Consider the following 24,764-nt stretch of genomic DNA (forward strand, 5'->3'; position numbering starts at 1 on the left):
GGTGGTTCCTCCGGTCACTGGCACGGTCTTGTGCATAGATTCTTCACGCAATAGTCCCGTGCGGGCGCGGCTTCCGTCCCGCACGGCGGGGCGCGGGCTCACGGCCGGGCGGCTGACGGATCGTCACCTCGGGCACGGGGATCTCGGGGATCGAACGGGTGACCGCCCGCCCGTCCACGGCAAGTTCCTTGCCGTAGTGGGTCAGCGTCATCGGCGGGCCGTCCAGGAGCCGGTAGGTCGCCGAGCCGGGCGTGATGCCGACCCGCAGCAGGCGGCCGTGGTAGCGCAGCCGGAAGGCCAGCCGCGTGATGCCCGAGGGCAGCTTCGGGGCGAAGCACATCCTCCCCTGACCCGAACGCATCCCGCCCAGACCGGCGACCAGGGCGATCCACGCCCCGGCCAGCGCGGCCAGGTGGATCCCGTCCACGGTGTTCTTCTCCAGGTCGTCCAGATCGATTAGCGCGGCCTCGCCGAGGTAGTGGTAGGCGAGCTCGATGTGCCCCACCTCGGCGGCGACCACCGCCTGGGTGCAGGCGGAGAGCGAGGAGTCGCGGACGGTCAGCGCCTCGTAGTACGCGAAGTCGCGGGCCTTCTGCTCCGGCGTGAACGCGTCGCCCCGCACCTGTATCGCCAGCACCAGGTCGGCCTGCTTGACCACCTGCTTGCGGTAGAGGTCGAAGTAGGGGAAGTGCAGCAGCAGAGGGTACTGATCGGGCCGGGTGGCGGAGAAGTCCCAGACCGCGTGGCTGGTGAACCCCTCGCCCTGGGGATGCACGCCCAGCCGCTCGTCATAGGGCACGTACATCGCCAGGGCCGCGTCCCGCCACGTGGCCGCCTCCTCCAGCGTGACCCCGAGCTCCCGCGCCCGGTCGAGGTGGCGGGTGGCGGCCTCGGCCGCCTCGCACAGGTTCTGCTGGGCCAGCAGGTTGGTGTACACGTTGTTGTCGACGAGGGCGCTGTACTCGTCGGGGCCGGTGACGCCGTCGATGCGGAACCTTCCGTCGGCGTCGTGGTGGCCGAGTGCGCACCACAGCCGGGCCGTCTCGACGAGCAGCGGCAGACCGGTGTCCCGCTCGAAGCCGGTGTCCTCGGTGGCGTCGACGTACCGTACGACCGCGTCGGCGATGTCGGCGTTGATGTGGACCGCCGCGGTTCCGGCCGGCCAGTAGCCGGAGCACTCCTCGCCGTTGATCGTCCGCCAGGGGAAGGCCGCTCCGCGCAGCCCGAGCTGGACGGCGCGGTCCTTCGCCTTCGGGAGGATCGACTTGCGCCACGACAGCGCGTCGGCGGCGGCCCGGGGGTGGGTGTAGGTGAGCACCGGCAACACGAACATCTCGGTGTCCCAGAAGGCGTGGCCGTCGTAGCCGTTCCCGGTCAGCCCCTTGCCGGGAATGGGGCGGTCCTCCAGACGCGCGGAGGCCTGCACCAGGTGGAACAGCCCGAAGCGGACGGCCTGCTGCACCTCGGAGTCCCCCTCGACCTCCACGTCTGCGCCGTCCCAGAACGTGTCCAGGAACCACCGCTGGTCGGCCAGCAGGCCGTCCCAGCCGACCATCCGGGCGGCGGCCAGCGCGGCCACGACCTGGTCGTGCATGGCGGGCCGGGAGCGCTTGGCGGACCAGCCGTACGCGAAGTACTTGACCAGCCGCAGCCGCTCGCCCTGCTCCAGCCGTGTGGCGACCGTCACGCGGTTGACGTCGCCACTGCCCTGGGCCTCGATCAGCGTGCCCTTGGGACCGTCGACCTCGTGGCACATGGCGGCGGCCACCCGGAGGCGGCTGGCACGCGTGGAGTGCACCATGATCGCCACCCCGTCGGTCGCCGGGACGTTCTCCTCCAGGACCAGCGGCGACGTGAGGGCCGCGGCGGCGCGCGGGTCGCCGTCGGTGTACTCCGTGGTCTCGTTGGCCACCAGCTCCGACTGCAGGACCACACGGAGCGACCGCTCGACGGGCTCGACCTCGTACACGATCGCGGCCACCGCGCGGTGGGTGAACGACACCAGCCGCGTGGAGGTGACGCGCACCTCGGCCCCGGTCGGGGAGCTCCAGTGGACCCGGCGGGTCAGGGTCCCGGCGCGCAGGTCGAGGACCCGCTCGTGATCGTGCAGCCTGCCGTACCGCACGTCGAACGGCTCGTCGTCGACCAGCAGCCGGATCAGCTTGCCGTTGGTGACGTTCACCACCGTCTGCCCGGACTCGGGGTCCCCGTACCCCGCCTCGGCGTACGGAAGGGGCCTCAGCTCGTACACCGAGTTGAGGTAGGTGCCGGGCTGCCCGTACGGCTCGCCCTCGTCGAGGTTGCCGCGCAGGCCGACGTGCCCGTTGGACAGCGCGAACACCGACTCGGTCTGCGCCAGCAAGCCGAGATCGAGGCTGGACTCCCGTACCGCCCAGGGCTCGACCGTGAACGCCGGATGCCGGATCATCATCGTTCCAGCAGCTCGGCGAGGTCGGTGACCACGATGTCGGCGCCGTGCTCGCGCAGCGCGTCCGCCTGCCCCACCCGGTCGACGCCGACGACGAAGGCGAACCTCCCCGCGCGGCCGGCCTCCACGCCCGCCAGCGCGTCCTCGAACACCGCCGCCTCCGACGGCCTGAGCCCGAGCGCCTCCGCGCCCGCGAGGTACATGTCGGGCGCGGGCTTGCCGGCGAGATGCCGCTCGCGGGCGGTGATCCCGTCGATCCGCGCCTCGAAGAGGTCGGCGATCCCTGCGGCGGCCAGCACCCGCGCCGTGTTGGCGCTCGACGACACGACCGCCCTGTGCGTCCCCGCGTCCCGTACGGCCTTCACGTACCGCACGGACCCCGGATACACCTCCACGCCGTCCCTGTCCATGATCGCCTGTACGAGCGCGTTCTTCCGGTTGCTCAGCCCGTACACGGTCAGCGTGCCGGGACGGTCGTCCGGCGAGCCCTCGGGGAGGGTGACGCCACGCGCGGCCAGGAAGCTCCTCGTCCCGTCCAGCCGCTCCTTGCCGTCCACATACCGGTCATAGTCGGCCGTCGCGTCGAACGGCACGAACGGGTCGCCCGTACGCTCGGCCCTTTCCCGCAGGAACGCGTCGAACATCGACTTCCACGCGGCGGCGTGTACCGTCGCGGTGCGCGTCAGCACCCCATCCATGTCGAACAGGCACCCCCGCACCCCACCAGGCAACCCGAGCATCGGCCCCCCCCGACCATGATCTCCTCCCCTACGTACCCACCTTCGGCATCGCCACCTCACCGGCCGCTGCCGGTGAGGTGGCACGCGAAGATCGGCGGGATCGGACCGAGGTCGGCCAGGTCGATGTGCCGGCCCACCGCCATCACCACGTGCCAGTCCGAATCCGCGAAGCCTTCGAGACACGCCCGGTAGACGTCGAGCTGGTCGTTGTAGGCGGTGCCGAAGGCACACGAGCAGCACCCGCTCGCCCTTCGCGGGCGGCGTCCAGCTCGTGTCCGCCATAACCCGCTCCGGCAGCGGTGACCACCCGGGCAGAACCCATCCGCTCAGTGCCATCCGCTCCGGAGTACTCTTCGAGCCCCGGGTCTCCGAACCAGGACAGAGCCGCGGCGCGGAGGCCGCCGGATAGAATCCGGAAATATCAGCACAAGTGAGTCTTTGGGTAGGAGTCGCCTCCGTGGACCTGAACTACTACCAGACCCTCATCGCGGTGGCGGACGACTCCCCGGTCACAGAGAGCGTGGTCCCCTCGGCTCGCGGCGCGCGCAAGACCGTCGCCGTCGTGCAGTACGAGATGCTGACCGGCAGCCCGTACGTCCACACCCAGGAAGACGTGCTGTTCGAGTCCTGGTTCAGGCGGCAGGACCTGCCGGAGGCCACGCAAGCCGACATCGCCAGGCTGCGCGACGAGTTCTTCTCCAGGGCACAGGCCTGCCTGCGCGCCTCGCCGCTGCCGAAGAAGTACGGCTGGGGCCTGGCCTTCGACGCCGAGGGCAGGGTGGCGCTCTGCCCGATGGACTCCAGGGAGTACCAGGACCTGCTCACCGACGACGCCACGAAGGTGCTCAAGGCCCTACGCTCCAGCCGAACCTGAGCCACCCCGCCACCTACGCCGAACGGGCCGAACTCCGCCATACCGGGTTGAACCAACGACCCCGCGTGATCCGTATCCGTCCTCTAGCTTGAAACGGCAGGTTCGTTCAGGGGCATACACGGGGAGATCAACTTGTATCGTCACGGGGCACACGTCGCCTTCCGCACGAGCATCGCGTTCACCCTCACCGTCGCGGTGGGCTTGTACGGCGGTACGGCCGCCGCCACCGCGGACACCGGGAGCACCACGGGCAAGGCCGCCGGAGCGAAGGTCTCAAGCGTCATGGCGCGGAAAGTGAAGGTCGGGGTCGCCTACGACATCGGAGGCCGCGGCGACCGGGCGATGAACGACAGCGTCGCGGCGGGTCTCGACCGAGCGGTGACCAAGTTGCGCTTGGGGACCGTCAAGGAGCTGGAGGCGAGCGCCGGCGAAACCGATGACGAAAGGGCCAAGCTGCTCAGCCGTCTCGCATCGGGTGGTTACAACCCGGTCATCGCGGTCGGCTTGGCCTATGCGTTTCCGCTGGCGCAGGTCGCTTCCAAGTATCCCCGCACGACATTCGCGATCGTGGACGACGCCACCTTCAAAGGCCCGAACATCTCCAACCTGCTCTTCGCCGAGAACGAGGCCGGTTTCCTCGCCGGCGCGGCGGCGGCGCTGAAGTCACGCGCCCACCACGTCGGTTTCGTGGGCGGCGTCAAGGACCCGCACAACCAGAAATACCAAGCGGGTTTCCAGGCCGGCGCCAGAGCGGCACGGCCGCGCGTCAAAGTGGACACCGGCTTCGTCTCCGTCTACCCGGACTTCAGTGGCTTCACCGACCCGCAGAGAGGGAAGGCGAAGGCCAAGGCGTTGTTCAAGAAGGGCGCCGACGTGGTGTTCCACGCTGCCGGCGCCTCCGGTTCCGGGGTGTTCGCCGCGGCCAAGACCGCGGGCGGCCTGGCCATCGGCTCCGATGTGGACGAGGCGTTGAGCGCTGACCCCGCCGTCCGCGACGTCATCGTCACCTCGGCACTGAAAAGGGCCGACGTCGCGGTGTACGACTTCGTCAAACGCTTCACCGCGAAGAAGACGAAGCCGGGCATCCAGGTCTACGGCATGAAGTCCGGAGGCGTGGACTACGCCACCACGGGCGGCAAGGTGAACGACATCACGGCAAAACTCGACGCCTACAAACGAAAGATCGCCACCGGCACCATCAAGGTCCCCACCCGGCTCTAGCGGACCACCGAAGATCTTGTTCGCCTGCGGCGCCCTTGTGTAGCACCCGGAGCTCCGGCGGGTTCGGAGACCGGCGTCCAGGTTTCGCTCGTGCGGGTGAGTCCGAGGTTGATCAGGGTTCGCACGGCCAACCCGACGAAGGCGGTGAGCTTTGGACCCGTCCCGCGTGCGCCTGCCAGGTCGGGACGGGCGGCGAGCGGCGGGGCCGCGTCGGCGACGGGTTTGAACGGGGCCATGGCGGGATGGCTCCACATGTCACCGCCCATGGCCACGGCGTCGACGACGGCCTTGGCGTTCCGCAGGTCGAGCCCGGTGTACTGGCGCAGCTCCTTGATCGCGTGGATCTGCTGTCTCTGGAGGGTCAACTGGGTGACGACGCGGTGCAGGTCCTGGGGCGTCGTCGGCCTCGGTGGCGGGACGAATGCTCCGCGCCTCTTTCGCGGGAACCTGGTCACGGCCACGATGACCACCACCACCGCGGCGACGGCCGCCACCATCACGATCAGAAGCAGCAGCTCCGCGATCCCTATATTCGGCACGGACCGCATCGTATGACGCCTCACACAAGCAGTACAGGCAGCGGCCCGGTCTCCAGGAGACCGGGCCGCCGTGGGATGTCATGCGCCGGTCGTCAGGACCGTGCGCTCGTACAAGGGGTGGCGGCGGGGACGGTCGAGGCGTCCCCGTCGCCGGGATCTCCTTACTTCTTCTTGCTCTTGGCGGGTCCCGAGAGTTTGGCGATCACCGCGTCGGTGTCGCGGACGAGGACGTCACGGATCTCGGCGGTCGGCACGATCTTCGGGTCGGCGGCGAGGGTCTTGAACTTCTCCAGCTCCTTGACGGTCTTGGCGTCGTTGTTCTTCGCCTCCTCCTTGCGGGCCTTGGTGAGCTGGGCCTGGAGCTTGTTGCCGCCGGCCTGGCTGAGCCTGCTGGTCGCGACGAACCTGTCGATCAACAGGCTCAGGTCCCTGGTCGAGGTGGTGATCCCGAAGGTGACCTTCTGGGTGGTGACATTGCCCGCGTAGTCGGTCGCGGTGACCGACAGCGCGTGCGTGCCCAGCGTCAGCTCGTACAGCGCCTGCAGCCTGCCCGAGGAGTAGGCCCCCGCGTCCAGCGTGCCGGTCAGGGTCTTCACCCCCGAGGTGCTGTCCACGGCCTGCCAGGTGATCCGCAGGTCCTGGCTGTCGCCGTAGATCTGGGTGTCGGAGATGCCGGACACCAGGACCGTGGGCTTGGTGCCGTCGATCTTGAGGACCGCGGCCTTCTCGGTCTCGACGTTGCCGGCCTTGTCCTTGGCCCGGTAGGCCAGGGTGTGGCCGCCGTTCCCGGTGACGTTGACCGGCTCGGTGTACGACTTCCAGGCGCCGCTGTCGAGCGAGTACTCGATGCCCGCAAGGCCCGAGCCGCCGTCGGACGCGGCGAGCGTGACCGGCACGGTGGCGCCGTGCCAGCCGTCGTCGTTGGCGGGAGCGAACTGCGCCGTGGTCAGCGGCGCCGTGGCGTCCTTCTTCACCTCGATGGTGCCGTCGGCGGTGTTACCCGCCTTGTCGGCGGCCCGGTAGGCCACCTTGTGCACACCGTCGGCCGACACGCTCACCGGGTCGGTGTACGGCGCCCACGGGCCGCCGTCCACGCTGACCTCGGTGGAGGCCAGCCCCGATCCGCTGTCGGAGGCGGTCACCGTGACCGCCACGCTGGAGACGAACCAGCCGTCGCCGCCGTCGGGCGCCGCCGGGGTGGTCGCCGCGGAGACCTTCGGCGGCGTGGTGTCCGCCGGCTGCCCCCACGAGGCGTGGAAGAAGTCGAACTTCGCCGTCTTGGACGCCGCCGCGTTGACCCCGAAGGCGAAAACGCCGACCTTGCCGCCGCTCACCGCCGCGTTGACCAGGCCGGTGCCGATCTCGGTCCAGGCCTTGCCGTCGGAGGAGGCGAACCCGCGGTAGGTGGTGCCGGCCCTGGTCAGCCGCAGCCACCACACGCCCTGCGTGAGGTCGCTGAGCTGCGGCTGCGGGTTCTGTACGGCGTCGCCTATCTCACTGCGGAACTCCACCCTGCGCGAGGTGGCGCTGTCGGCGAGGTAGTCGAGCTTCACGTAGTTGGCGTCGTCGAGGTAGGCGATCAGCCCGCCCTGCTGGTACGCCTCGTTGAACGCCGAGCCGTCGATCTTCGTCTCCACGCTCCAGTCCCCGGACGGCGGGGTCTGCAGGATGAAGTTCTTCGCTCCGCTGTTGTCGGTGCCGTAGATGTCGCCCTTGCTCGTGTCGATCTCCAGGTTGCCGCCGGTCACCCGGGTCGCCGCCGCGTCGGGACGGACGACGGTGGACCACCGGCAGGCGTCCAGGGAAGTGCCGTCGAACTCGTCGTCCGGCGTCACCGGGCCCGCGCTGGCGTCGGGCGTGAGCTGGAACCAGTCGAACGCGGCGTCGATGACGGGCCTGGCGCCGGTGCTGGCGAAGGACGCCAGTCCGATGCGCGGGTTGACGATGCCGGCCATGGCCTTGTCGGTCTGCGGCATCGCCGTCCAGGTCAGCCCGTCGGCCGAGTAGGAAGCGGTGAGGGTGGTGCCGTTGCTGGCCAGCCGGACGTAGACCGTGTTCGGGAACGCGGCCCCGAGGTTGGCGGTGTTGGACGCCGCCACCTCGTTCGGCACGCCCGCCTCTTCCCTGATGAACTGGAAGATGCGCGTGGCCGGGTCGTTGGTGGTACGCCCCTGGATCACCATCTTGGCGTAGTTGTCGTCGTCGCCGTAGAGGATGAGGCCCGCCTGCTGGTAGGCGTCCTTGGCGGCGATCGTCAGCTTCGCCGTGGCCTGCCAGGCCCCGCTCGGCGTGGGCTGCAGCACCATGTTGGGGATCGGGGTGTTGCTGGTGCCGTAGATGTCCGCGAGGGCCGTGGGGATGTGCAGGGCGCCGCCTGCCACCCGCAGGTCCTGGTTCTCGCCCAGCACGGTCCACCGCGAGCGGTCGAGCGCGACGCCGTCGAAGCCGTCGGACTTGCCGGTGAGGCAGGTGGTGCCGGGGCTGTCCACGGTGATGCGGACATGCTCGGTGCGGGACGCGCCCTTGGCGTCGGTCACGGTGACGGACGCGTCGTAGCTGCCGGGCGCGGTGTAGGTGTAGGAGGCGTCGGGCGTGGTGGGAGCCGGGGCGCCGGCCACGCCGAGGTTCCACTTGTAGGTGAGCGGCGTGTCGCCGTCGGGGTCACTGGCCTCGGCGTGCAGGCTGACCTGCAACGGCGCCGGGCCCTTGTCCGGGGTCGCGTTGACGACGACGGCGGGGCGCTGGTTGTCGGTGACGCCCTTGCCGATGAAGTCGGTCCAGTTGACGTTGAGGAGCCCACCGGTGTTGTCGCTGCCCGCGGGCCTGCGGACGACGAAGTACAGGGGTCCGCTGGACGTCGGCGGGTCGGTCAGCGTCAGCGGGAAGTCGCTGAAGGTCTGCCAGCCGCCGGTGTTGGTCACCGCGACCTTGCCCACCAACGGCCCGTCGGCCTTGCCCGCGTGGACCTCGATCGTGCCGCCCGTGGAGGCGGAGGACGCGCGGAAGCTCAGGCCGCTGACCCCCGACAGGTTGACCGGGTCGTGGCTCCAGTAGTCGCCGTCCTCGATGAACCCGATGTTGTTGAAGCCGCCCTGCGTGTCGGTGGTGGTCTCCACCTTCACCCCGGGGTCACCGGTGCCGGCGGCGCCGGGGACGCGGCCCGTCTCGGTGAAGAACTCGGCCTGCTTGTGCTTGGGCTGCAGGACCGCCTGGGCCCTGCCGGTCAGCGGCCCCGAGGAGCCCGCGCCGCCCTTGTCGGTGTAGCTGGCCTCAAGCACGTAGAAGACGTTGTCGCCGTCGCTGTGCCCGGAGGACAGGGTGGTCTGCACGGTTCCCGAGCAGCCGGTGTACTGGTCGAGCGGGTGGCCGTGGGTGTCGTGCCCCAGGATGGCCTGCACCTTGACGTTCGCGCAGTCGACGGTGCCGTCCTCGGGGTCGGTGACCGTGATCGTGAACTTCACCTGGTCGCCGAACTCGAACAGGCCGCCGTCCGGCGGAAGGTTGATCTTCACGGTCGGCGCCGTGTTGCCCACCACGATCGGTACGTTCGCGGTGGCGGTCTTGCCGCCCTCGTCCTTCACGGTCAGTACGGCCGTGAAGTTGCCCGTCGTGGTGTAGGTGTACGAGGGGTTCGCCTCGGTCGAGTCGACGGTTCCGTCGCCGTCGAAGTCCCAGGCGTAGGTGAGCGCGGTCCCGTCGGGGTCGGCCGACCCCGCGCTGGAGAACTTCACGGCCAGCGGCGCGGGACCTGAGGCCTTGTCGGCCTTGGCCTTGGCGATGGGCGCCCGGTTGCCCTGGACGTAGTCGATCCGGTAGACGCCGGAGTCGGTGTTGTCACCGCCGAAGCCGGAGCCCCACTCGATGAGGTACAGGGCGCCGTCGGGACCGTACTTCATGTCCATCGGCTTCTTGAAGCTCATCGAGGCCAGCATCGGGTTGATGTCGACCAGTTGGGAGCCGTCGGCGCTGAGCTGGAACGAGTACAGGTGGTCCTGGTTCCACTCGCCGAAGACCGCCTTGCCGTCCCAGTAGGCGGGCCACTTGCGGTCGGACACCAGCGCGGGGTCGTACCGGTACGCGGGTCCGGCCATGGGCGCGCCGCCGCCGCCCAGCTCGGGGAAGGCGGGGTCGGCCGAGTAGTGGTAGTAGACGGTGGCGGGCAGCGCCTTCGGCAGGTCGGTGATGCCGGTGTTGTTGGGCGAGTCGTTCTTCGGCGCCGCGCAGTCGAACGCCTGCTTGGAGGTGTTCGTCGCGAAGTCGAAGTCGATGTAGGGCTTGTTGTTGCCCACGCAGTACGGCCAGCCGTAGAAGCCCGGGGCGTTGAGGATGTCCCACTCGACCGTGTTCTCCGGGCCGCGCGTCGCGCTGGGGTTGCCCGCGTCCGGACCGTAGTTGGCGACCAGCAGCTTGTGCGTCTTGGGGTCGATGCCGATGCGGAACGGGTTGCGGAAGCCCATCCCGTAGATCTCCGGACGGGTCTTCGCCGTGCCCGGCGGGAACAGGTTGCCCGCGGGGATGGTGTACGTCCCATCAGGCTCGGGGTGGATGCGCAGCACCTTGCCGCGCAGGTCGTTGGAGTTGGCCGAGCTGCCCTGGGCGTCCCAGGCCGCCCGCCCGGCCCGCTCGTCGATCGGGGTGTAGCCGTCGGAGGCGAACGGGTTGGTGTTGTCGCCGTTGGCCAGCCACAGGTCACCGGTGGCCTTGTCGAACACCATGCCACCGCCGTGGTGGCAGCACTCGGCCCGCTGCACGGGCACCTCCAGCACGATCTTCTCGCTGGTGGCGTCGAGCGTCAGGTCCGGCCTGATGGTGAAGCGCGAGAGCCGGTCCACGACCTTGGACTGCGGCGAGTAGTACAGGTACGCCCAGCGGTTGGTGGCGAAGGCCGGGTCGAGCGCGATGCCGAGCAGCCCGCTCTCGTTGGCGGTGAAGACGTTTAGGTGGCCCGAGGTGACGACGCCGCCGTCCGGCTTGACCGCCTTGATGTCGCCGAGCCGGTCGATGTAGAAGACCGTGTTGTCGGGGGCGATGTCCAGCATCATCGGGTTGGAGGTGTTGTCGTCGAGCGTGACCTTCTCGAACGCCGAGTCCAGGCTCGCCGAGCAGTCGGACGGCACCACACCGGCGGCGGTCTGCAGGCCGCCCAGCAGCATCTTCAGGAAGTTCGGCTCGGTGTACGAGGCGTCGTCGTGGCCCAGCGCCGTGTACCAGGACCGGCCGCCGGCGTAGTTCTGGCACCAGCTGTTGGGGTGGTCGGAGCCCATCGTGCCGCCGCTGTAGCTCGTCTCGTCCAGGGAGGTCAGGACGTGGACCGTGCCACGCGGGTCGGTGCGGAAGTCGTACCACTCGTCAGTGCGGGTCCAGCGGGCAGGAAGCCCCGCTGTGGAGGGGTGAGCGGGGTCCTCGACCTTGACGACGGCCTGCTGCGGCGCGGGGTGCTGCTTGAAGTACGCGCCGACCAGCTTGCCGTACCAGGGCCAGTCGTACTCGGTGTCGGAGGCCGCGTGCACACCGGCGAACCCGCCGCCGCCCTCGATGTAGTGCTCGAAGGCGGTCTGCTGGGCGGCGTCCAGCACGTCGCCCGTGGTGGACAGGAAGACCACCACCGCGTACTTGGCCAGGTTCTCCTCGGTGAAGGCGCCCGCGTCCTCAGTGGCGTCAACGGTGAAACCGTGCTCCTGGCCGAGCTGCTTGATGGCCGCGACGCCCGCGGGGATGGAGCTGTGCCGGAAGCCGGTGGTCTTGGAGAAGACCAGGGCGGCGAACGGCGGGTCGGCGGCCGACGCGCTCGGGACGACGCCCGGCGCCGCGGCGGGGGTGGCCGACGCGTTGGCGGTGACGGGGACCAGGAGGGTGGAGACGACCAGCAGCAGTGCCGTCAGCAGTCTTCTCATGCTCCACCCCGCACGCTGTCGCGGGCGCGGGAGGGCAGGACCCCGGCATGGGTGGGCTCATGGACGCTGCCGGTGGCACCGGAAGGCCTGTGGACGTACGGGTGGGAGATGCGCATCGGGTTTTCCTCGAAGTGGGGAGCGGCGATGAGATGCGAGGAAGGTCGCGCCCGTCCTGCGGACGCTGGGGGCCATGGCGGCCGGGAGGAGGAGCCGGTTCCCGGCCGGGGCGCCGGGCGGGCCCGGCGACCGTGGTCCGCCGGCCACGGGGGTACGACGGCCGTCGTGGTCACCGAACCTCGGGCAGGGTCCAACCAGGAATGGACGAAGACATGCATGTAGGCCTGACCTCATGACTCAATCAGGCAAGGCGCGCGCCGCCGCGCTTGCTGCCGGGGTGGGTGCCGGGGTTTCCGGAGGTGCAGCCGGAGGAGTGCCGTGTCCGCCGTGCTGGTCGCCGGGTGATGCGGGAGGGGTGGCCGGAGAAGTGCCGTCTCCGGCGTGCTGGGCGTGGGGGGCCGTAGGGGGCGGGCTTTTTTATTTCTTGTAGATCAATTAACGAGGTTTTAACACAGCTCCTTCGTGCCTGTATAGACCCAAATGACCGAACGGATCGTTCCTGGAGCCCCCACGGCACCGGCGATCCAGGGTCGCGAACGGGTTCGCCCAGGCAGGGCAGGTCACGCGGTCGAGCGGAGCAGCACACGCCGCCGACGGGACCCCCCGCCCCGCCGGCCGTGAAACGGCCCCGGTGTGTTACCGCCGGGGCCGCCCCTTCCGGGCCACCGCACGTGAGAGTGCGCTGACCCGATTCCATGTTACCGCCGCCGGAATCTCCGCTACTGACGGCGACAGGCCCCGCGATCCTCCCGTTCGCCGAAAATTGGATGATCATTCGGTAAGCACGATGAGCCGTGCGAGCGACCGGAGGATCGGCCCGCGTACAACGGGCCCCAGGGACACATCGCAAGCGCAGCGAGATCCCGCGCCCGGAGTCATCGCCATCGGGGGTGTTCGGAATGGTTGGAAGGCACGCACTGCCCGCGCTGCTGGCGATCGCCGTCGGAAGCGCGATGCTGGCCGGGACAGCGGACACCGCCGCCGCCGAGTCCCGTGGCCCGCTGACGCTCCACACCGCGAACGGGCCCTATCCTCCCGCCCCCGACACCGAACCACCGACGCGGCCACGGCACCTGATGCTCTTCAAGCGGCCCTTTGGACCGATCGTCCTGAAGTGGGGCCCGTCCTCGGACAACTTCGGCGTCGTGGCCTATGACGTCTACGGGATCAGACATGGGCGGTACCGGTTGATCGGGCACACCTCGGCCCACGACAGGGTCTTCGTCGACCATCACCACGTGGGCTGCTGGACCGCACGGTACTACCTCAGGGCGAGGGACGCCGCCGGGAACGTGTCGCACGCGAGCAACGTCGTCTCCTACCGCCCCTACTGGTGCGAGTAGGTTCCGAGCGGACGCCCGCACGCCCGTCTCCGAAAATCAACCGCCGCGCGGACATGGCGCTGGACCGATTCACACGGTAGAAACATCCCAACAACATCCATCTTCCTCATCTGGATGCACGCCCCCGTAACGAGAGAGCGCTCTCCCATTTCGGGGACGTAGCGTCCGGCCGTCCACCCCCCAGTAGACAGGTCGATGACCATTGTGAACGCCAGAAACGCGAGAGCGCTTCCGCGCTCGTCGAAGCAGCCGATTCGCCTGGCCCTCATGCCCGCCATCCCCCTGACGTCTTCTGCCCACGTAGCGCCGCACGCCGAGCGGAAAGGACGAACCGTATGACAACCCTGCCTCCTGGCGATGAAGGTTCCGCGAGGCGGAGCCCCAGCCATAGGCAGCTCGGGCGGGCGTTCGCGCTCGGCCTCGTGCTGACGACCGCCGTCCTGACGACGGGAACGGCCGCCACCGCCTCGCCGGCACCCCGCACCCCGGACTTCGGGCCGAACGTCACCGTCTTCGATCCGAGCATGCCGATCAGCGAGATCCAGGCGACCCTCGACGCGGCGCACGCCACGCAGGTCGACAACGAGATGGGCACCAATCGCCACGCCTACGTGTTCAAGCCGGGCACGTACGGGACCACGGAACACCCGCTCCAGATCAAGGTCGGCTACTACACCGAGATCGCCGGCCTGGGCGCGTCGCCCACCGACGTCGTCATCAACGGCAAGGTAGAGGTCTACAACCGCTGCCTGGAGAACGGCGGCACGGGCAACTGCCTCGCGCTCGTCAACTTCTGGCGCACCCTGTCCAATCTGTCGATCAACGTCAACGCCGCCGGCCAGGACGGCTGCAGGGGATCGGCCAACTTCTGGGCCGTCTCCCAGGCCGTGTCCATGCGCCGCCTCAACGTCGGCGGTGGCAACCTGTCGCTGATGGACTACTGCACCGCCGGCCCGCAGTACGCCAGCGGCGGCTTCATCGCCGACTCCAAGCTGCCGTCCGTCACCAACGGATCGCAGCAGCAGTGGCTGACCCGCAACACCGAGGTCGCCGGTTGGTCCAACGGGGTGTGGAACCAGGTCTTCTCGGGCGTCGTCGGCGCTCCGGGCGACGCCGCCTTCCCCAACCCGCCCTACACCACGCTCGACACCACTCCGGTGAGCCGCGAGAAGCCGTACCTGTTCCTCGACGCGAAGGGCAAGTACAACGTCCGCGTCCCCTCCGCCCAGAAGAACACGCGTGGCATCACGTGGGCCAACGGCCTGACGCCGGGCCGTACGCTGCCGATCTCCGACTTCTTCGTCGCGAAGCCGTCGGACTCGGTGAAGGTCATCAACAACGAGCTCGCGCGCGGCAAGAACCTGCTGCTCACGCCCGGCGTGTACGACATCGCGCGGAACATCGAGGTCAAGCGCCCCGACACGGTGGTCCTCGGTATCGGGCACGCCACGCTGACCGCCGTCAACGGCTCGACCCCGCTCGACGTCGCCGACGTCCCCGGCGTCGTCATCGCCGGCGTCACGATCGACGCGGGCCTTCAGAAGTCGCCGGTACTGCTGCGGGTGGGCAAGGACCACGACCACGGCAGGGGTGACGATCACGGCAGGCATGGGGGCTCGGCGAACAACCCGACGACCCTGTCCGACGTGTACTTCCGCGTCGGCGGACCGCACGTCGGCAAGGCCGACACCGCGCTTGAGGTCAACAGCGACAACGTGATCATCGACCACACCTGGGTGTGGCGCGCCGACCACGGGGTCGAGGGCTTCACCGACACCCAACGGTGGAACACCAACATCGGCCGCTACGGAGCCGTCATCAACGGTGACCACGTGACCGCGACGGGCCTGTTCGTCGAGCACTTCCAGCGGTACAACACCGTCTGGAACGGCGACGACGGCACGACCATCCTGTACCAGAACGAGCTGCCGTACGACCCGCCGACCCAGGCCGACTGGATGAACGGCGCCGTCGAGGGCTACGCCGGCTACAAGGTCGGCAATCGTGTGAAGACCCACAACCTGTACGGCGGTGGCGTCTACGTCTTCAACCAGAACAACCCGTCGATCCACACCGAGAACGGCTTCGAGGTCCCGGAGACCCCGGGCGTCAAGCTGCACCACATCATGACGGTCAACCTCAGCGCCGGAATCATCGACCACGTCGTCAACGGCGTGGGCGACCCGGCCGACACGACCAAGGTCGGTTCACCGGTGTTCGTCAAGGAGTACCCGGCCCCGTAGAACACCCCGCTGACCTGGTGGGCCGGAGTCCTTCGACTCCGGCCCACCGTCGTGAGCCCGCGTTCGCCCGCGTTCGCCCGAGCGCGGCCGAGCGCGGCCGAGCGCGGCCGCTGCCGGTCAGGTCGAGATCACGTACGCGGTGGGTGCGTCGACACGGTCAACAACGCGATCCGTTTCTCGAACGCCAGTATGATGCCACGGTCCAGACAGACGCTGATCGACTCGGAAAGGGCCGCACGTGGCGCAGAAGGTGATACTGGTCGACGACCTCGACTCCTCCGAGGGCGAAGACGTGGCGAGGCGGGAGTTCCCGCTGCTGAACCGTACCTTCGCCATCGACCTGTCGGATGCCAACCAGCAGCGGCTGAGCGACGCTCTCGCGTTCCTCGAAGAGGTCCTGGAGAGCTCCCGCGAAGTGAAGCAGGCGTCACGGTCGAAGAAGGTCCCCGAGCTCTCGCCCCGGCTGCAGGGCTACACCCTCACCGACGTCCGCACCTGGGCACGCGAGCAAGAGCTGGACGTACCCGCCCGTGGCAAGATCCCCGACGAGCTCGTCGAGCAGTTCGTCGCCGCCCACCCCGACGCGACCTCCACGCGGTCGTCGTCGGAGGAACATGCGGGCGGTGAAGCCCAGGACGGAGCGGAGCCGGACGCCGGCACCTGAGTCGAAGGACGGCCCGGATGGCGGCCGGATGACTGCCCGGATGGCGGCCCCCACTCAGTCGCCCCTCGGCGAGGTGGCCGCCACGGCGGGCCGACCAGTCCCCGCGTCCGTCCCCGCAATCAACGCTCCTGGCCGTCGGAAGAGACGATAGCCTGCCGGAGATCACCGATACCCTGGGTGCGCTGCCACCGCGCCTGTGATCGCAAACCGGGTGGCTCCACGCGCCGGTTCGCTGTGACGCCAATGAGCTGGGACATCTGGAGCGGTGCACATGAAACTGCGGGATCGCCTGCGGTACTGGTTCGACGGCACGATGGATCGCGGGACCCCGGCGCTGATCGGCTGGCTCGGCCTCGCTTCCGTCGTGCTCATCGCGATGGTCACCGCGCTGGTCGTCACCCTCGTCCCCGCCGAGGACCCCGTGAAGGACGGCGGCTGGCTCGGCGTCACCTGGATGAGCCTGATGCGGGCCATCGACCCCGGCACCCTGGGCGGCGACGCCGGGAGTCCCCTCTTCCTGGCTCTGATGCTCCTGGTCACCATCGGCGGCATCTTCATCGTCAGCTCGCTGATCGGTGTGCTGACCGCCGGCCTGGAGAACCGGATCGCCCAGTTGCGCAAGGGCCGGTCACGCCTCATCGAGCGCGGGCACACGATCGTGCTCGGCTGGTCGGAGCAGGTCTTCACCGTCATCGAGGAGCTCGTCAAAGCGAACCAGGGCCACCGGCGCTCCTGCGTGGTGATCCTCGCCGACCGCGACAAGGCGGACATGGACGACGAGATCCGCGCCCGCGTCGGCGAGACGGGCCGTACACGGGTGATCTGCCGGTCCGGCAGCGCGCTCAAGCGAGCCGACCTGGAACTGGTGAGCCCGGACACGGCAAAGTCGATCATGGTACTGCCACCCCCGGGCCCAGACGCCGACATCGACGTGATCAAGGCTTTGCTGCTGCTGAACAACCGCACCTGGCGCGGCTCCCGCCCACACGTGGTAACCGCTGTGCAGAACTCGGAGAACCTCGCCGCCGCCCGTCTCGCCGGTGGAGAGGCCGCTCTGGTGATCGACGCCGATGACATCGCCGTCCGCCTCGTCGTGCAGTCACACCGCCAGTCAGGCCTGTCCACGGTCTGCAGCGACCTGCTCGACTTCGCCGGCAACGAGATCTACATCCGCCCCGAGCCCTCACTCGCCGGGTCGACCTACGGCCAGGCGCTCAACGCCTACGATCTCGGCGTCCCCGTCGGGCTGCGCAGGATCGACGGAGCGGTGGTCGTCAACCCCCCGATGGACACCACCATCGGTACCCACGACCATCTGATCGTGCTGGCCGAAGACGACCTGCTCATCCGGCTGGCCGACTCCCCTCCCCCGATCGAGGAGGCGGCGATCACCTCGGTCCCCGACCGGCGGCCGATGCCGGACCGCACCCTGCTGATCGGCTGGAACTCCCGCGCGACGAAGATCATCGACCTGCTGGACCGTCTCGTCGAGCCGAACTCGGTCGTGGACATCGCCGCGCCGCGCCGGCCCGCCGACGTCATGGAGACCCCCCGGAGGAACCTGACCACCGGCTACAAGCACTGCGAGCCGACCAGCAGAGGATCACTGGAGGCCCTCGACCTGGGCAGCTACAAGCACATCATCGTGCTGGCGGACGACGGCGTCGACTTCGACCACGCCGATGACCGCACGCTGGTGACCCTGCTCCACCTGCGCGACATCGAGGTGCGGCTCGGCGACCCGTACTCGATCGTCACCGAGATCAACGACGACCGCAACCGGGAGATCTTCCAGGTCACCAAGGCCGACGACTTCATCGTCAGCACCAAGCTGATCAGCCTGCTGATGACCCAGCTCGCCGAGAACCGCCACCTACAGGGAGTCTTCGCCGAGCTTTTCGACCCCGCCGGAGCGGAGATCTTCCTGAGGCCCGCGTCCGACTACGTCAGCCCCGGCGTGGAGGCGAACTTCGGCACCGTCATCGAGGCGGCCAAGCGGCGAGGACAGACGGCCATCGGCTACCGGCTCAAGCGCCACAGCGACCAGCCTCCTTCCTACGGAGTCAGGCTCAATCCATCCAAAACAGAGGCCCTGACCCTCGGCGCGGACGACAACGTCATCGTGCTCACCGAGGATTAGCGACGCGCTGCCCCGCGCAGGGCGGCCGCGGCTTCTCCACGCACGGGGTTCACGTCGCCCCGGCCTCGCGGGTCCGTGCGTGGAGAGGCTGTCGGGGTCGTCAGGCCCGGGGGTCGAAGGGGATTCCACTTGGCTTGGCGCTCGCCAGCAGGTCCCCGAACCTCCCGTCATTGATCTTGATGGTCGCGGAGCCGAAGTCCGCGGTCATCAGCCTGTCGCGCAGCGAGGTGCTGGGCCAGCCGTTCCAGTCCACGAGCGGGGGATAGCGCCAGTTGTGGTAGTGGTTCTCCGGCGGCTCGTCGTTGCCGTTGGCGAGCCGGAAGAAGTGCGTGGACGCCCCGTCCTTGTGGTAGACGACCTTGGGGTGCGACCCGTCGAAGCGCACCTGCGAGCGCGTGTAGGTCACGACGCTGCTGTGCTGCGTGGTCGACACGTACTCCACCCGGTTGGACGCCTGGTTCACCCAGGAGATGACGTGCTCCCAGTCGTGACGGTGGCCGCCAAGGCTGACGCCGGGCAGCGCCTGGTCCTTCTCGAAGTAGCTGGCGTACACGACCGCGCACCAGCCGTTGTCGCACTTGGACCGGGCGTAGGTCTGCGAGTTGTCCAGGTCCGACTGGTCCCGGCAGTTGCCGTTGACCGCCCCGGTCGGGTTCAGCCCCGGCGCGAGGGTCCCGTCCGGCCCGATGGCGGGGGTGGCGTAACAGCCGTCGCCGTCGTAGTCGTAGGCCGGCGAGAACGACGACTCGTACCCTCCGGCCGACTGGGGAAGGTTGTGCGGCGGATCGGCCCAGGCGGCCGACGCGGGGATCACGACCCCCAGAGCGGTGGCGACGAGCACGATCCCGAGCCGGGAACCCTTGCGCCTGAAGGGTGACGTCCTCCTCTCTGACACGGTCGCTGACTTCGATGCCCTAGCGGTGGACGTGAATGACGACAGTTTTCGCATTCTTCCGCTTTCTCGAAGGACTGGCTCCCTGACCTGCGGTGCGTCGGCATGGATGCGATCGGCGGAGTTCTCCGCGCCGATGTGAGTACGCCTCGCACTTTCACGGCACCACGAGACCGACGCCTGATCAAGGTCCCCAAACGAGATGACACCGACATGTATCAGCGACGGCCGAAAGATGACCCACGAGCGAAGCCTGGGAAGGCCCGACGAGGCGATATCCGCCCGCCCACAGGCTTGAGCGGGCCGCCGCTTGGCAGCCCGCTCAGCCTGTGGGCGGGATCCGGGGTCAGCCGTTCGCCGCGGTGAAAGCGGCCGCTCCGCCGACGATCGGCAGCGTCACCGTGCTCTTCGTCGTGTCGAGGGACAGCGTCCTGCCAGGGGTGGGCCGGATGGTGTACTCGTAGTCGCTCGACAGCAGCACGATCGCGATGCGGTGTCCCGCCTGGAACACGTAGTCATGCGGCTGCATGTCGAAGTCGACGCGGTACGGGCTGCCCGGCTTGACCGGCTCGGTCTTCGAGATCGACTTGCGGTTCTGCGGATCCACCCAGCCCCGGGTGATGATCTTCGCCTTGCCGTTCTGGTCGTAGTCGACGAGCAGCGCCGTGACGTTCGCGGCCGGCCGGTCGTAGCTCATCCGCAGCGACACCTGCGGCGTGCCACTGAGCCGGACCGCACCGGTCAGCGTCCCGGACTTGTAGGCGAGACGGTTCGGAGACGTCACGGCGTCGGCCAGCGTCTGCGCCCGCTTGGACGCGTCGTCGACGATCGTCTCGGTCACCGGCTTGCCTACGCGGGTCTTGTCTCCGGTGAGGACACCGGAGGCCCCGTCCGTGCTGGGCGCCAGGTTGAGCTCGGTCGCCGCCGCGGCCGGTTCCGGCCACTCCGGGTACTCCACGAGCGTCCTGTCCTCACGCTGGATCAGCGCCCGCGGGTCGTTCTCCACCTCATTCTCGTAACCCCACAGGTAGCGGGTGAACCAGCGGTTGAGCACGTTGACGCTGGGCGAGCCGCCGTGCCCGCCCTGGTGCAGATAGATTTTGTGCGGCACTCCGCGCGCCTTGAGCGCTTCGTACCACTGCGCGGCGTGCTTGGTCTTGACGTTCCAGTCGTTGAGCCCGTGCGCGACCAGCACCGCGGCGTGGACCTTGCCGACGTCGTTCATGTAGTTGCGCTCGTCCCAGAAGGCGTTGTAGTCGCCGCTGACCCGGTCCTGCGCCTTCGCGAGCTCCTCGATGACGCTCCGGCAGACCTGCCTGTCCGCGCGGGTGTAGACGTACTCCCCGAGCACGTCGGTGTCCTCGCCCTGGTAGCCACCGGGTGCGACCACGGCGCCGTTGGCACGGTAGTAGTCGTACCAGCTGGAGATCGCCGAGATCGGCACGATGGCCTCCAGACCATCGACGCCGGTGCTCGCGACCGCGTTCGGCAGGGTGCCGTTGTACGAGGTACCGATCATGCCGACCTTGCCGGTCGTCCAGGGCGCCTTGACCTCCCCGCCGCTGGCGTTGAAAGCCTTGGCGCGACCGTTCAGCCAGTCCACGACCGACTTCGCGCCGATGGTCTCGTTGCGCCCACCGGTGGTCGGGCAGCCCTCGGACTTGCCGCTGCCCAGCGACTCGGCATGGACCACCGCGAAACCGCGAGGCAGCCAGTTGGACTCGTGGCTGGTGCTGATGGCGGGCTGCGGGCCGGCGCCGACGGGGGCCTCGTCGGCGTCGGCCGCGACGGCCAGCCGCTCGTCGGTCGCCGGGTTCCTCACCGAACCACCGCGGTTCTGCCAGCCCTTGCCCGGGCGGACCGCCTCGTTGAGGTCGTGATCGACGTTGTGGTTCGTGATCGGGTTGCCGCCCGCGTAGTAGGGGCTGACCTCGTACACGACGGGCGACTTCAGGCCGGCCGTCTCGGTCTCCTTGAGCCGGGTGACCTCGGCGTGTACCCGGTCGTTCCGTCCGTCGCCGTCACTGTCGACCGGGGTCTCGATCCACACCTCCTCGCGAATCCAGTCGTTGCGATTGGTCGAGAACACCGGCTGGGCCATGCCGTCCTGGATGACCGGTCCGACGGGAGCCGCCGCGTCAGCGGTGGCCGAGGTCGTGGCGACCCCGGCGAGGGTCATGGTGGCGGCGAGACCCAGAGCCGCGGCGCCGCGGCGAGCTGATCCCGGACTACGGAAAGCGGCTTGGGCCCCATGACCCATCCCCTGGCGCGGCAAAGACATCGGCAAACCTTCCTGAACGCTCAGCTTAGAAGCGGAAAATCGCCGCCCAGCAGGTCAAGAGACCGTAAAGGCGTCCCAGGAATGATCTAAGTTCGCAGAATGTCTTACGATGGCTGTTTTGTCTCAATATCGTCTCGATCACGACATTTCCGGCACATTCTCCGGCCCTCCAGCCCCACGGCGATCCGAGCGCGATCGGCCAGTTGGACAAGCCCAGCCATGAGACAGTGATCGAGTTCCGGAAGCCCGCACAGGAGGTGACCGTGGCCTGGAGCGCTGACGTCTGATCAGTGGCGAGCGAACAGGAACGATGGCCTCCTCGCCCGCTGGCGTCCGGGATCCCAATGCCCGGCAAAGTTCTGGTTACCGACGGAGAGCCTCCGTCTGGTCATCACAGGCGGTGCCGACGGGACTCGGCGGATCAACGTCAGTGGTCAGGACCTGCTGCGGCTACCCGTTCGATCTCAATGGCCAGGACGCCGAGAGCTTCCTTCTCGGGTCCGTAGATACGGCGGATGTTGGCAAGCTGCTGCTCGCGGGGACTGTCGGGGTTGACGTTGATCGGCCCTTCGGTGTCGAGCATCTCCTCGAAGGATGTGTACACAGCGACGCGCCTGACGCGGGTCAGGCAGTCGTCACGGCCGCAGACGAACCGGATGTGATCACCTGCCGCGAGGGTGCGCAAGTTCGGGTATTGGACGCGGACCTCGATGGTCTTGCGGCCGGCGGCGACCAGATCGAAGTAGCGGCGGTAGAGGTTCATCTCGCGGGCGCGCATCCCTGGGGTCATCGCGGGCCTCCTGGTCATTGTCCGGGTGTGGTGTAGCCGCGACAGAAATGATTCGGATCGGCCAGCCCCTGATCAGCAACTTCGACACGCAGCTGACCTACCTCCAGGTCGGAGCCTGTCCGCTTCCGCGCACCGAGTTTTCCACCTCACTCAGACGGGCAGCTCCCATCTTGGCCCGTCGGGTTCGCCCAGCCAGACGTACTGACTGTCCCCGGTGACGGTGAGCCCGTACGCGGACTGGTGCGGAGAGCCGGCGCTCTGCCAGACCAGGATGGCGTCTTCAACCGCGTCCCACAGCCGCAGCGGCCCGCGCTGGCGGACCGTCCAGCCGCCTGCCGGATCGGGCCCGGTGACGGCCTGCGAACCGGTGGCGACATCCCACAGGATGACCTCGTCGCCACCGCCCAGCCGCATCGCCGACGGCGCGGCGAGCTGTGCCACGAACAGCCCGGCCGGACTGTCCAGGACCTGCGGATCCACCCGGCTCTCCCTCACCTCCCCGCTCGCCAGGTAGGGAGAGGCCACCGGCGGCGGGCCGTGGGGGCGGGCGGTCATGAAGTAGATGTCGTCCTTAAGGAACCGCCCGCTCGCCGTACCGTCGTCACCGAGTGTGAGATGCGCGAACGCGGCTCCGCGCATCCACCCGGTCAGCGGAGCGGTGATCGTGCCACCGTCGCGGACCTGCCACATCCACGGCATCGGAACGTAGCGCACCGAGCAGGTGGCGATCAGCCGGTCGTACTCGGCGTTCTTGTCATAGCCCGCGAGACCATCACCGGTCACGAGCATGGGCGTGTAGCCGGCGGCGGTGAGCGCGTCACGGGCCCGGTCGGCCACGGCCGGGTCGTACTCGATCGAGGTCACGGCCTTGTCGCCGAGCCGGTGACACATCAGCGCAGTCGAGTAGCCGGTGCCGGTGCCGACCTCCAGCACCTTGTCGCCTTCGGAGATCTGCGAGGCCTCCAGCATCAGCACCACCAGGCCGGGCAGCGTGGAAGAGGAGGTGGGCGCTCCCGCGATGGTGCCGCGCGCATTCTCGACCGAGTTCCCGTCGACCTGCGTCACCCAGGTCTCGTTCCGGTTCGCCAGCTCCAACCACTCGTCTTCGGTGACCTCATCGCGATGGATCACCTTCCATCGGTCGCCGTACCCGGTGGCCCCGGCGATCGCCGAGCCGAGAAAGCGTTCCCTCGGCACGGACTCGACCGCATCCCGCCACTCTGGGCCGCCAAGGGATCCGGCCTGGGCAAGCTGGTCGGCGAGGGCACGGCGGAGCCGTACGGCTCCATGAGCAGTCACGTCGGCTCCTCCAGGAGCATGTCGGCGATGGCGGCGGCGATGGGCAATCCGGTGGCATCCTCCAGCCAGGCCCACTGCCCGTTGGGATTGCACTCCAGGAATACCGGAACACCGTCGCCGGTGAGCGCGAAATCAAATGCGCCGAAGCGCAGACCGAGCGCGCCGAGGTAGGCGAGACAACCTTCGGCGAGACGGGGAGGAGGCTCGATCACCGTGTATGAGAGCCGGTCGTAGTCCCGCCGCCAGTCAAGCAGGTCGGAATCGAGCCGGACACAGAACACCCGCTCCCCCACAACGGTCACCCGAAGGTCGGCCGCCTTGTCGACACGGGCTTGGAACAGGTGCGCGGCACCACCGATGCTGTCGTCCAGGTCACCGGACTGGACCTGAGCCGTCCAGATGGTGGTGGGCTCCCCGTTGGGACCGGTGTAGGGGGTGGCTCGCAGTGGCTTGTAGACGATGGGACCGTGCTCGGCCGCGAACACGCGGGCGTCGTCCAGCCGGTTGGTGATCAGAGTCGCGGGCACCTCGAATCCGATCCGGCGCGCGGTGGCGAGCTGGAGCGGCTTGTACTCGGCCGCCATGACCGCCCACGGGTGGCTGACGTATGAGCAAGGCAGGGCCGCGAGGATTCCGCCGACCCCGAAGCGGGACTGTGTCCCGACGAACCGCTCGACCTGCGACGGGCGGTCGGACAGGTAAGGCGTCGGCCGCCGGTAGTAGACGGCCCGCACCTGCTCCAGGACGATCCGCCGTGAGCGTGTGGTCAGCACACCGCGCGGGAGGACCTCTCCGAACCATGCCGACAACTCGGCGTCGGTGGGGAAGTCGGCGCCGGGATCGAACCGCGCAACGTGTGCTTCACGCTCGTTCAGGTGCTTGATGACCATGTCCGCTGTCGGATCGTCCAGGCAGGTGAGCACAAGGATCACGGGGACGTCCGTCAGTCGTTGTCGTAGTCGGTGACCGTGGTCTGGTCCGAAGGCTGAGGGTCCTTCCCATCTCCGCTGCCGCCCGTCCGCTGCGTTTTGCTGGTCTGCTTGTTCGTACCGTGCTTGCCGGCCTCGACGACCTGACCGGTCGTCGTGTCGCGGTAGAGCCCGGTCTGGGTGACCGGGTCGAGTTCGACGCTGTACGGCGCGGCAGTCGGGGACGTGAACGGGGCTGATCGGGTGAGGCCCCACGGTTGCCCTGACAAGTTGTTCATGGCTGTGTCCCTTTCTCAGGAACGTCCCAGGAGTTGGAGGGTCATATTCGCCCGAACCACGCGCTATCTCCGATTTCGGAGTAACAGTGGCT

The 24,764-nt window shown here is 68.6% G+C and carries 16 protein-coding genes; 6 read left to right on the forward strand and 10 right to left on the reverse strand.

The features are described from left to right. Nucleotides 1-43 precede the first annotated feature (43 nt). Nucleotides 44-2,428 carry a glycosyl hydrolase family 65 protein gene (locus tag ACGFIV_RS30215; RefSeq protein ID WP_358554630.1) on the reverse strand — a complete coding sequence of 795 codons (2,385 nt, stop codon included), beginning with the start codon at nt 2,426-2,428 and terminating at the stop codon, nt 44-46. Further along, a complete protein-coding gene (locus ACGFIV_RS30220; RefSeq protein WP_358554633.1) occupies nt 2,428-3,168 on the reverse strand; it encodes a beta-phosphoglucomutase family hydrolase in 741 nt (246 codons plus the stop codon). Before ACGFIV_RS30220 ends, ACGFIV_RS30215 begins: the two co-directional genes overlap by 1 nt. 457 nt (nt 3,169-3,625) lie before the next feature. Here ACGFIV_RS30220 and ACGFIV_RS30225 point away from each other — a divergent pair, with 457 nt between their 5' ends. Together ACGFIV_RS30225 and ACGFIV_RS30230 are read left to right on the forward strand one after the other, a co-directional pair. Further along, nucleotides 3,626-4,042: a DUF6157 family protein gene (locus ACGFIV_RS30225; protein WP_392838323.1), complete on the forward strand. Its 417-nt coding sequence runs from the start codon at nt 3,626-3,628 to the stop codon at nt 4,040-4,042. 132 nt (nt 4,043-4,174) lie between these two features. Then, complete coding sequence (locus ACGFIV_RS30230; protein WP_392838324.1) at nt 4,175-5,263, forward strand: BMP family protein; 1,089 nt, start codon at nt 4,175-4,177, stop codon at nt 5,261-5,263. Here the strand turns inward: ACGFIV_RS30230 and ACGFIV_RS30235 are convergent. After that, entirely contained in the window at nt 5,260-5,802 is a 543-nt protein-coding gene (locus tag ACGFIV_RS30235; protein ID WP_392838325.1) for a hypothetical protein, read from the reverse strand. The genes ACGFIV_RS30230 and ACGFIV_RS30235 overlap by 4 nt on opposite strands. A gap of 161 nt (nt 5,803-5,963) precedes the next feature. Next, nucleotides 5,964-11,696 (reverse strand): ThuA domain-containing protein, encoded by a 5,733-nt coding sequence (locus tag ACGFIV_RS30240; protein WP_392838326.1) that lies wholly within the window; start codon nt 11,694-11,696, stop codon nt 5,964-5,966. Between the two features lie 1,016 nt (nt 11,697-12,712). Between ACGFIV_RS30240 and ACGFIV_RS30245 the strand changes: the two genes are divergently transcribed. The 4 genes from ACGFIV_RS30245 to ACGFIV_RS30260 all read left to right on the forward strand — a co-directional run bounded on the left by ACGFIV_RS30245 (nt 12,713) and on the right by ACGFIV_RS30260 (nt 18,203). Then, the gene (locus ACGFIV_RS30245) at nt 12,713-13,156 is read left to right on the forward strand and encodes a hypothetical protein (protein ID WP_392838327.1); all 444 of its coding nucleotides are present in this window, start codon (nt 12,713-12,715) and stop codon (nt 13,154-13,156) included. A 335-nt stretch (nt 13,157-13,491) separates the two neighbouring features. Next, nucleotides 13,492-15,399, forward strand: a complete 1,908-nt coding sequence (locus ACGFIV_RS30250) for an adenylyl cyclase (RefSeq protein WP_392838328.1) — start codon at nt 13,492-13,494, stop codon at nt 15,397-15,399. Between the two features lie 238 nt (nt 15,400-15,637). Then, nucleotides 15,638-16,063, forward strand: coding sequence for a histone-like nucleoid-structuring protein Lsr2 (locus ACGFIV_RS30255; RefSeq protein ID WP_358558862.1), 426 nt, complete (start codon nt 15,638-15,640; stop codon nt 16,061-16,063). A gap of 271 nt (nt 16,064-16,334) precedes the next feature. After that, nucleotides 16,335-18,203, forward strand: a complete 1,869-nt coding sequence (locus tag ACGFIV_RS30260) for a potassium transporter TrkA (protein ID WP_392838329.1) — start codon at nt 16,335-16,337, stop codon at nt 18,201-18,203. A 100-nt stretch (nt 18,204-18,303) separates the two neighbouring features. On the opposite strand, the gene ACGFIV_RS30265 is transcribed toward ACGFIV_RS30260, so the two are convergent. From ACGFIV_RS30265 to tgmA, 6 genes are all read right to left on the reverse strand, one after another. After that, a complete protein-coding gene (locus tag ACGFIV_RS30265) occupies nt 18,304-19,098 on the reverse strand; it encodes an NPP1 family protein (RefSeq protein WP_392838330.1) in 795 nt (264 codons plus the stop codon). Nucleotides 19,099-19,441: 343 nt separating this feature from the next. Next, a complete protein-coding gene (locus tag ACGFIV_RS30270) occupies nt 19,442-21,274 on the reverse strand; it encodes a Xaa-Pro dipeptidyl-peptidase (RefSeq protein ID WP_392838331.1) in 1,833 nt (610 codons plus the stop codon). 529 nt (nt 21,275-21,803) lie between these two features. Beyond that, on the reverse strand, nt 21,804-22,166 hold the full coding sequence (locus tag ACGFIV_RS30275) for an ASCH domain-containing protein (RefSeq protein WP_392838332.1): 363 nt from the start codon (nt 22,164-22,166) through the stop codon (nt 21,804-21,806). A 150-nt stretch (nt 22,167-22,316) separates the two neighbouring features. After that, nucleotides 22,317-23,465 (reverse strand): ATP-grasp peptide maturase system methyltransferase, encoded by a 1,149-nt coding sequence (tgmC, locus tag ACGFIV_RS30280; protein WP_392838333.1) that lies wholly within the window; start codon nt 23,463-23,465, stop codon nt 22,317-22,319. Next, complete coding sequence (gene tgmB / locus ACGFIV_RS30285; RefSeq protein ID WP_392838334.1) at nt 23,462-24,397, reverse strand: ATP-grasp ribosomal peptide maturase; 936 nt, start codon at nt 24,395-24,397, stop codon at nt 23,462-23,464. Before tgmB ends, tgmC begins: the two co-directional genes overlap by 4 nt. A gap of 11 nt (nt 24,398-24,408) precedes the next feature. Continuing rightward, nucleotides 24,409-24,672, reverse strand: coding sequence for a putative ATP-grasp-modified RiPP (tgmA, locus tag ACGFIV_RS30290; RefSeq protein WP_392838335.1), 264 nt, complete (start codon nt 24,670-24,672; stop codon nt 24,409-24,411). Nucleotides 24,673-24,764 lie beyond the last annotated feature (92 nt).

This window comes from Sphaerisporangium sp. NPDC049003 (assembly GCF_043197795.1).
GTDB lineage: Bacteria > Actinomycetota > Actinomycetes > Streptosporangiales > Streptosporangiaceae > Sphaerisporangium.

Bases quoted from the DNA above. Each gene is read 5' to 3' on its own strand.
- tgmA (WP_392838335.1), bottom strand. From the start codon at position 24,672: ATGAACAACTTGTCAGGGCAACCGTGGGGCCTCACCCGATCAGCCCCG.
- ACGFIV_RS30215 (WP_358554630.1), bottom strand. From the start codon at position 2,428: ATGATCCGGCATCCGGCGTTCACGGTCGAGCCCTGGGCGGTACGGGAG.
- ACGFIV_RS30260 (WP_392838329.1), top strand. From the start codon at position 16,335: ATGAAACTGCGGGATCGCCTGCGGTACTGGTTCGACGGCACGATGGAT.
- ACGFIV_RS30250 (WP_392838328.1), top strand. From the start codon at position 13,492: ATGACAACCCTGCCTCCTGGCGATGAAGGTTCCGCGAGGCGGAGCCCC.
- ACGFIV_RS30245 (WP_392838327.1), top strand. From the start codon at position 12,713: ATGGTTGGAAGGCACGCACTGCCCGCGCTGCTGGCGATCGCCGTCGGA.
- ACGFIV_RS30270 (WP_392838331.1), bottom strand. From the start codon at position 21,274: ATGACCCTCGCCGGGGTCGCCACGACCTCGGCCACCGCTGACGCGGCG.
- ACGFIV_RS30240 (WP_392838326.1), bottom strand. From the start codon at position 11,696: ATGAGAAGACTGCTGACGGCACTGCTGCTGGTCGTCTCCACCCTCCTG.
- ACGFIV_RS30275 (WP_392838332.1), bottom strand. From the start codon at position 22,166: ATGACCCCAGGGATGCGCGCCCGCGAGATGAACCTCTACCGCCGCTAC.
- ACGFIV_RS30220 (WP_358554633.1), bottom strand. From the start codon at position 3,168: ATGCTCGGGTTGCCTGGTGGGGTGCGGGGGTGCCTGTTCGACATGGAT.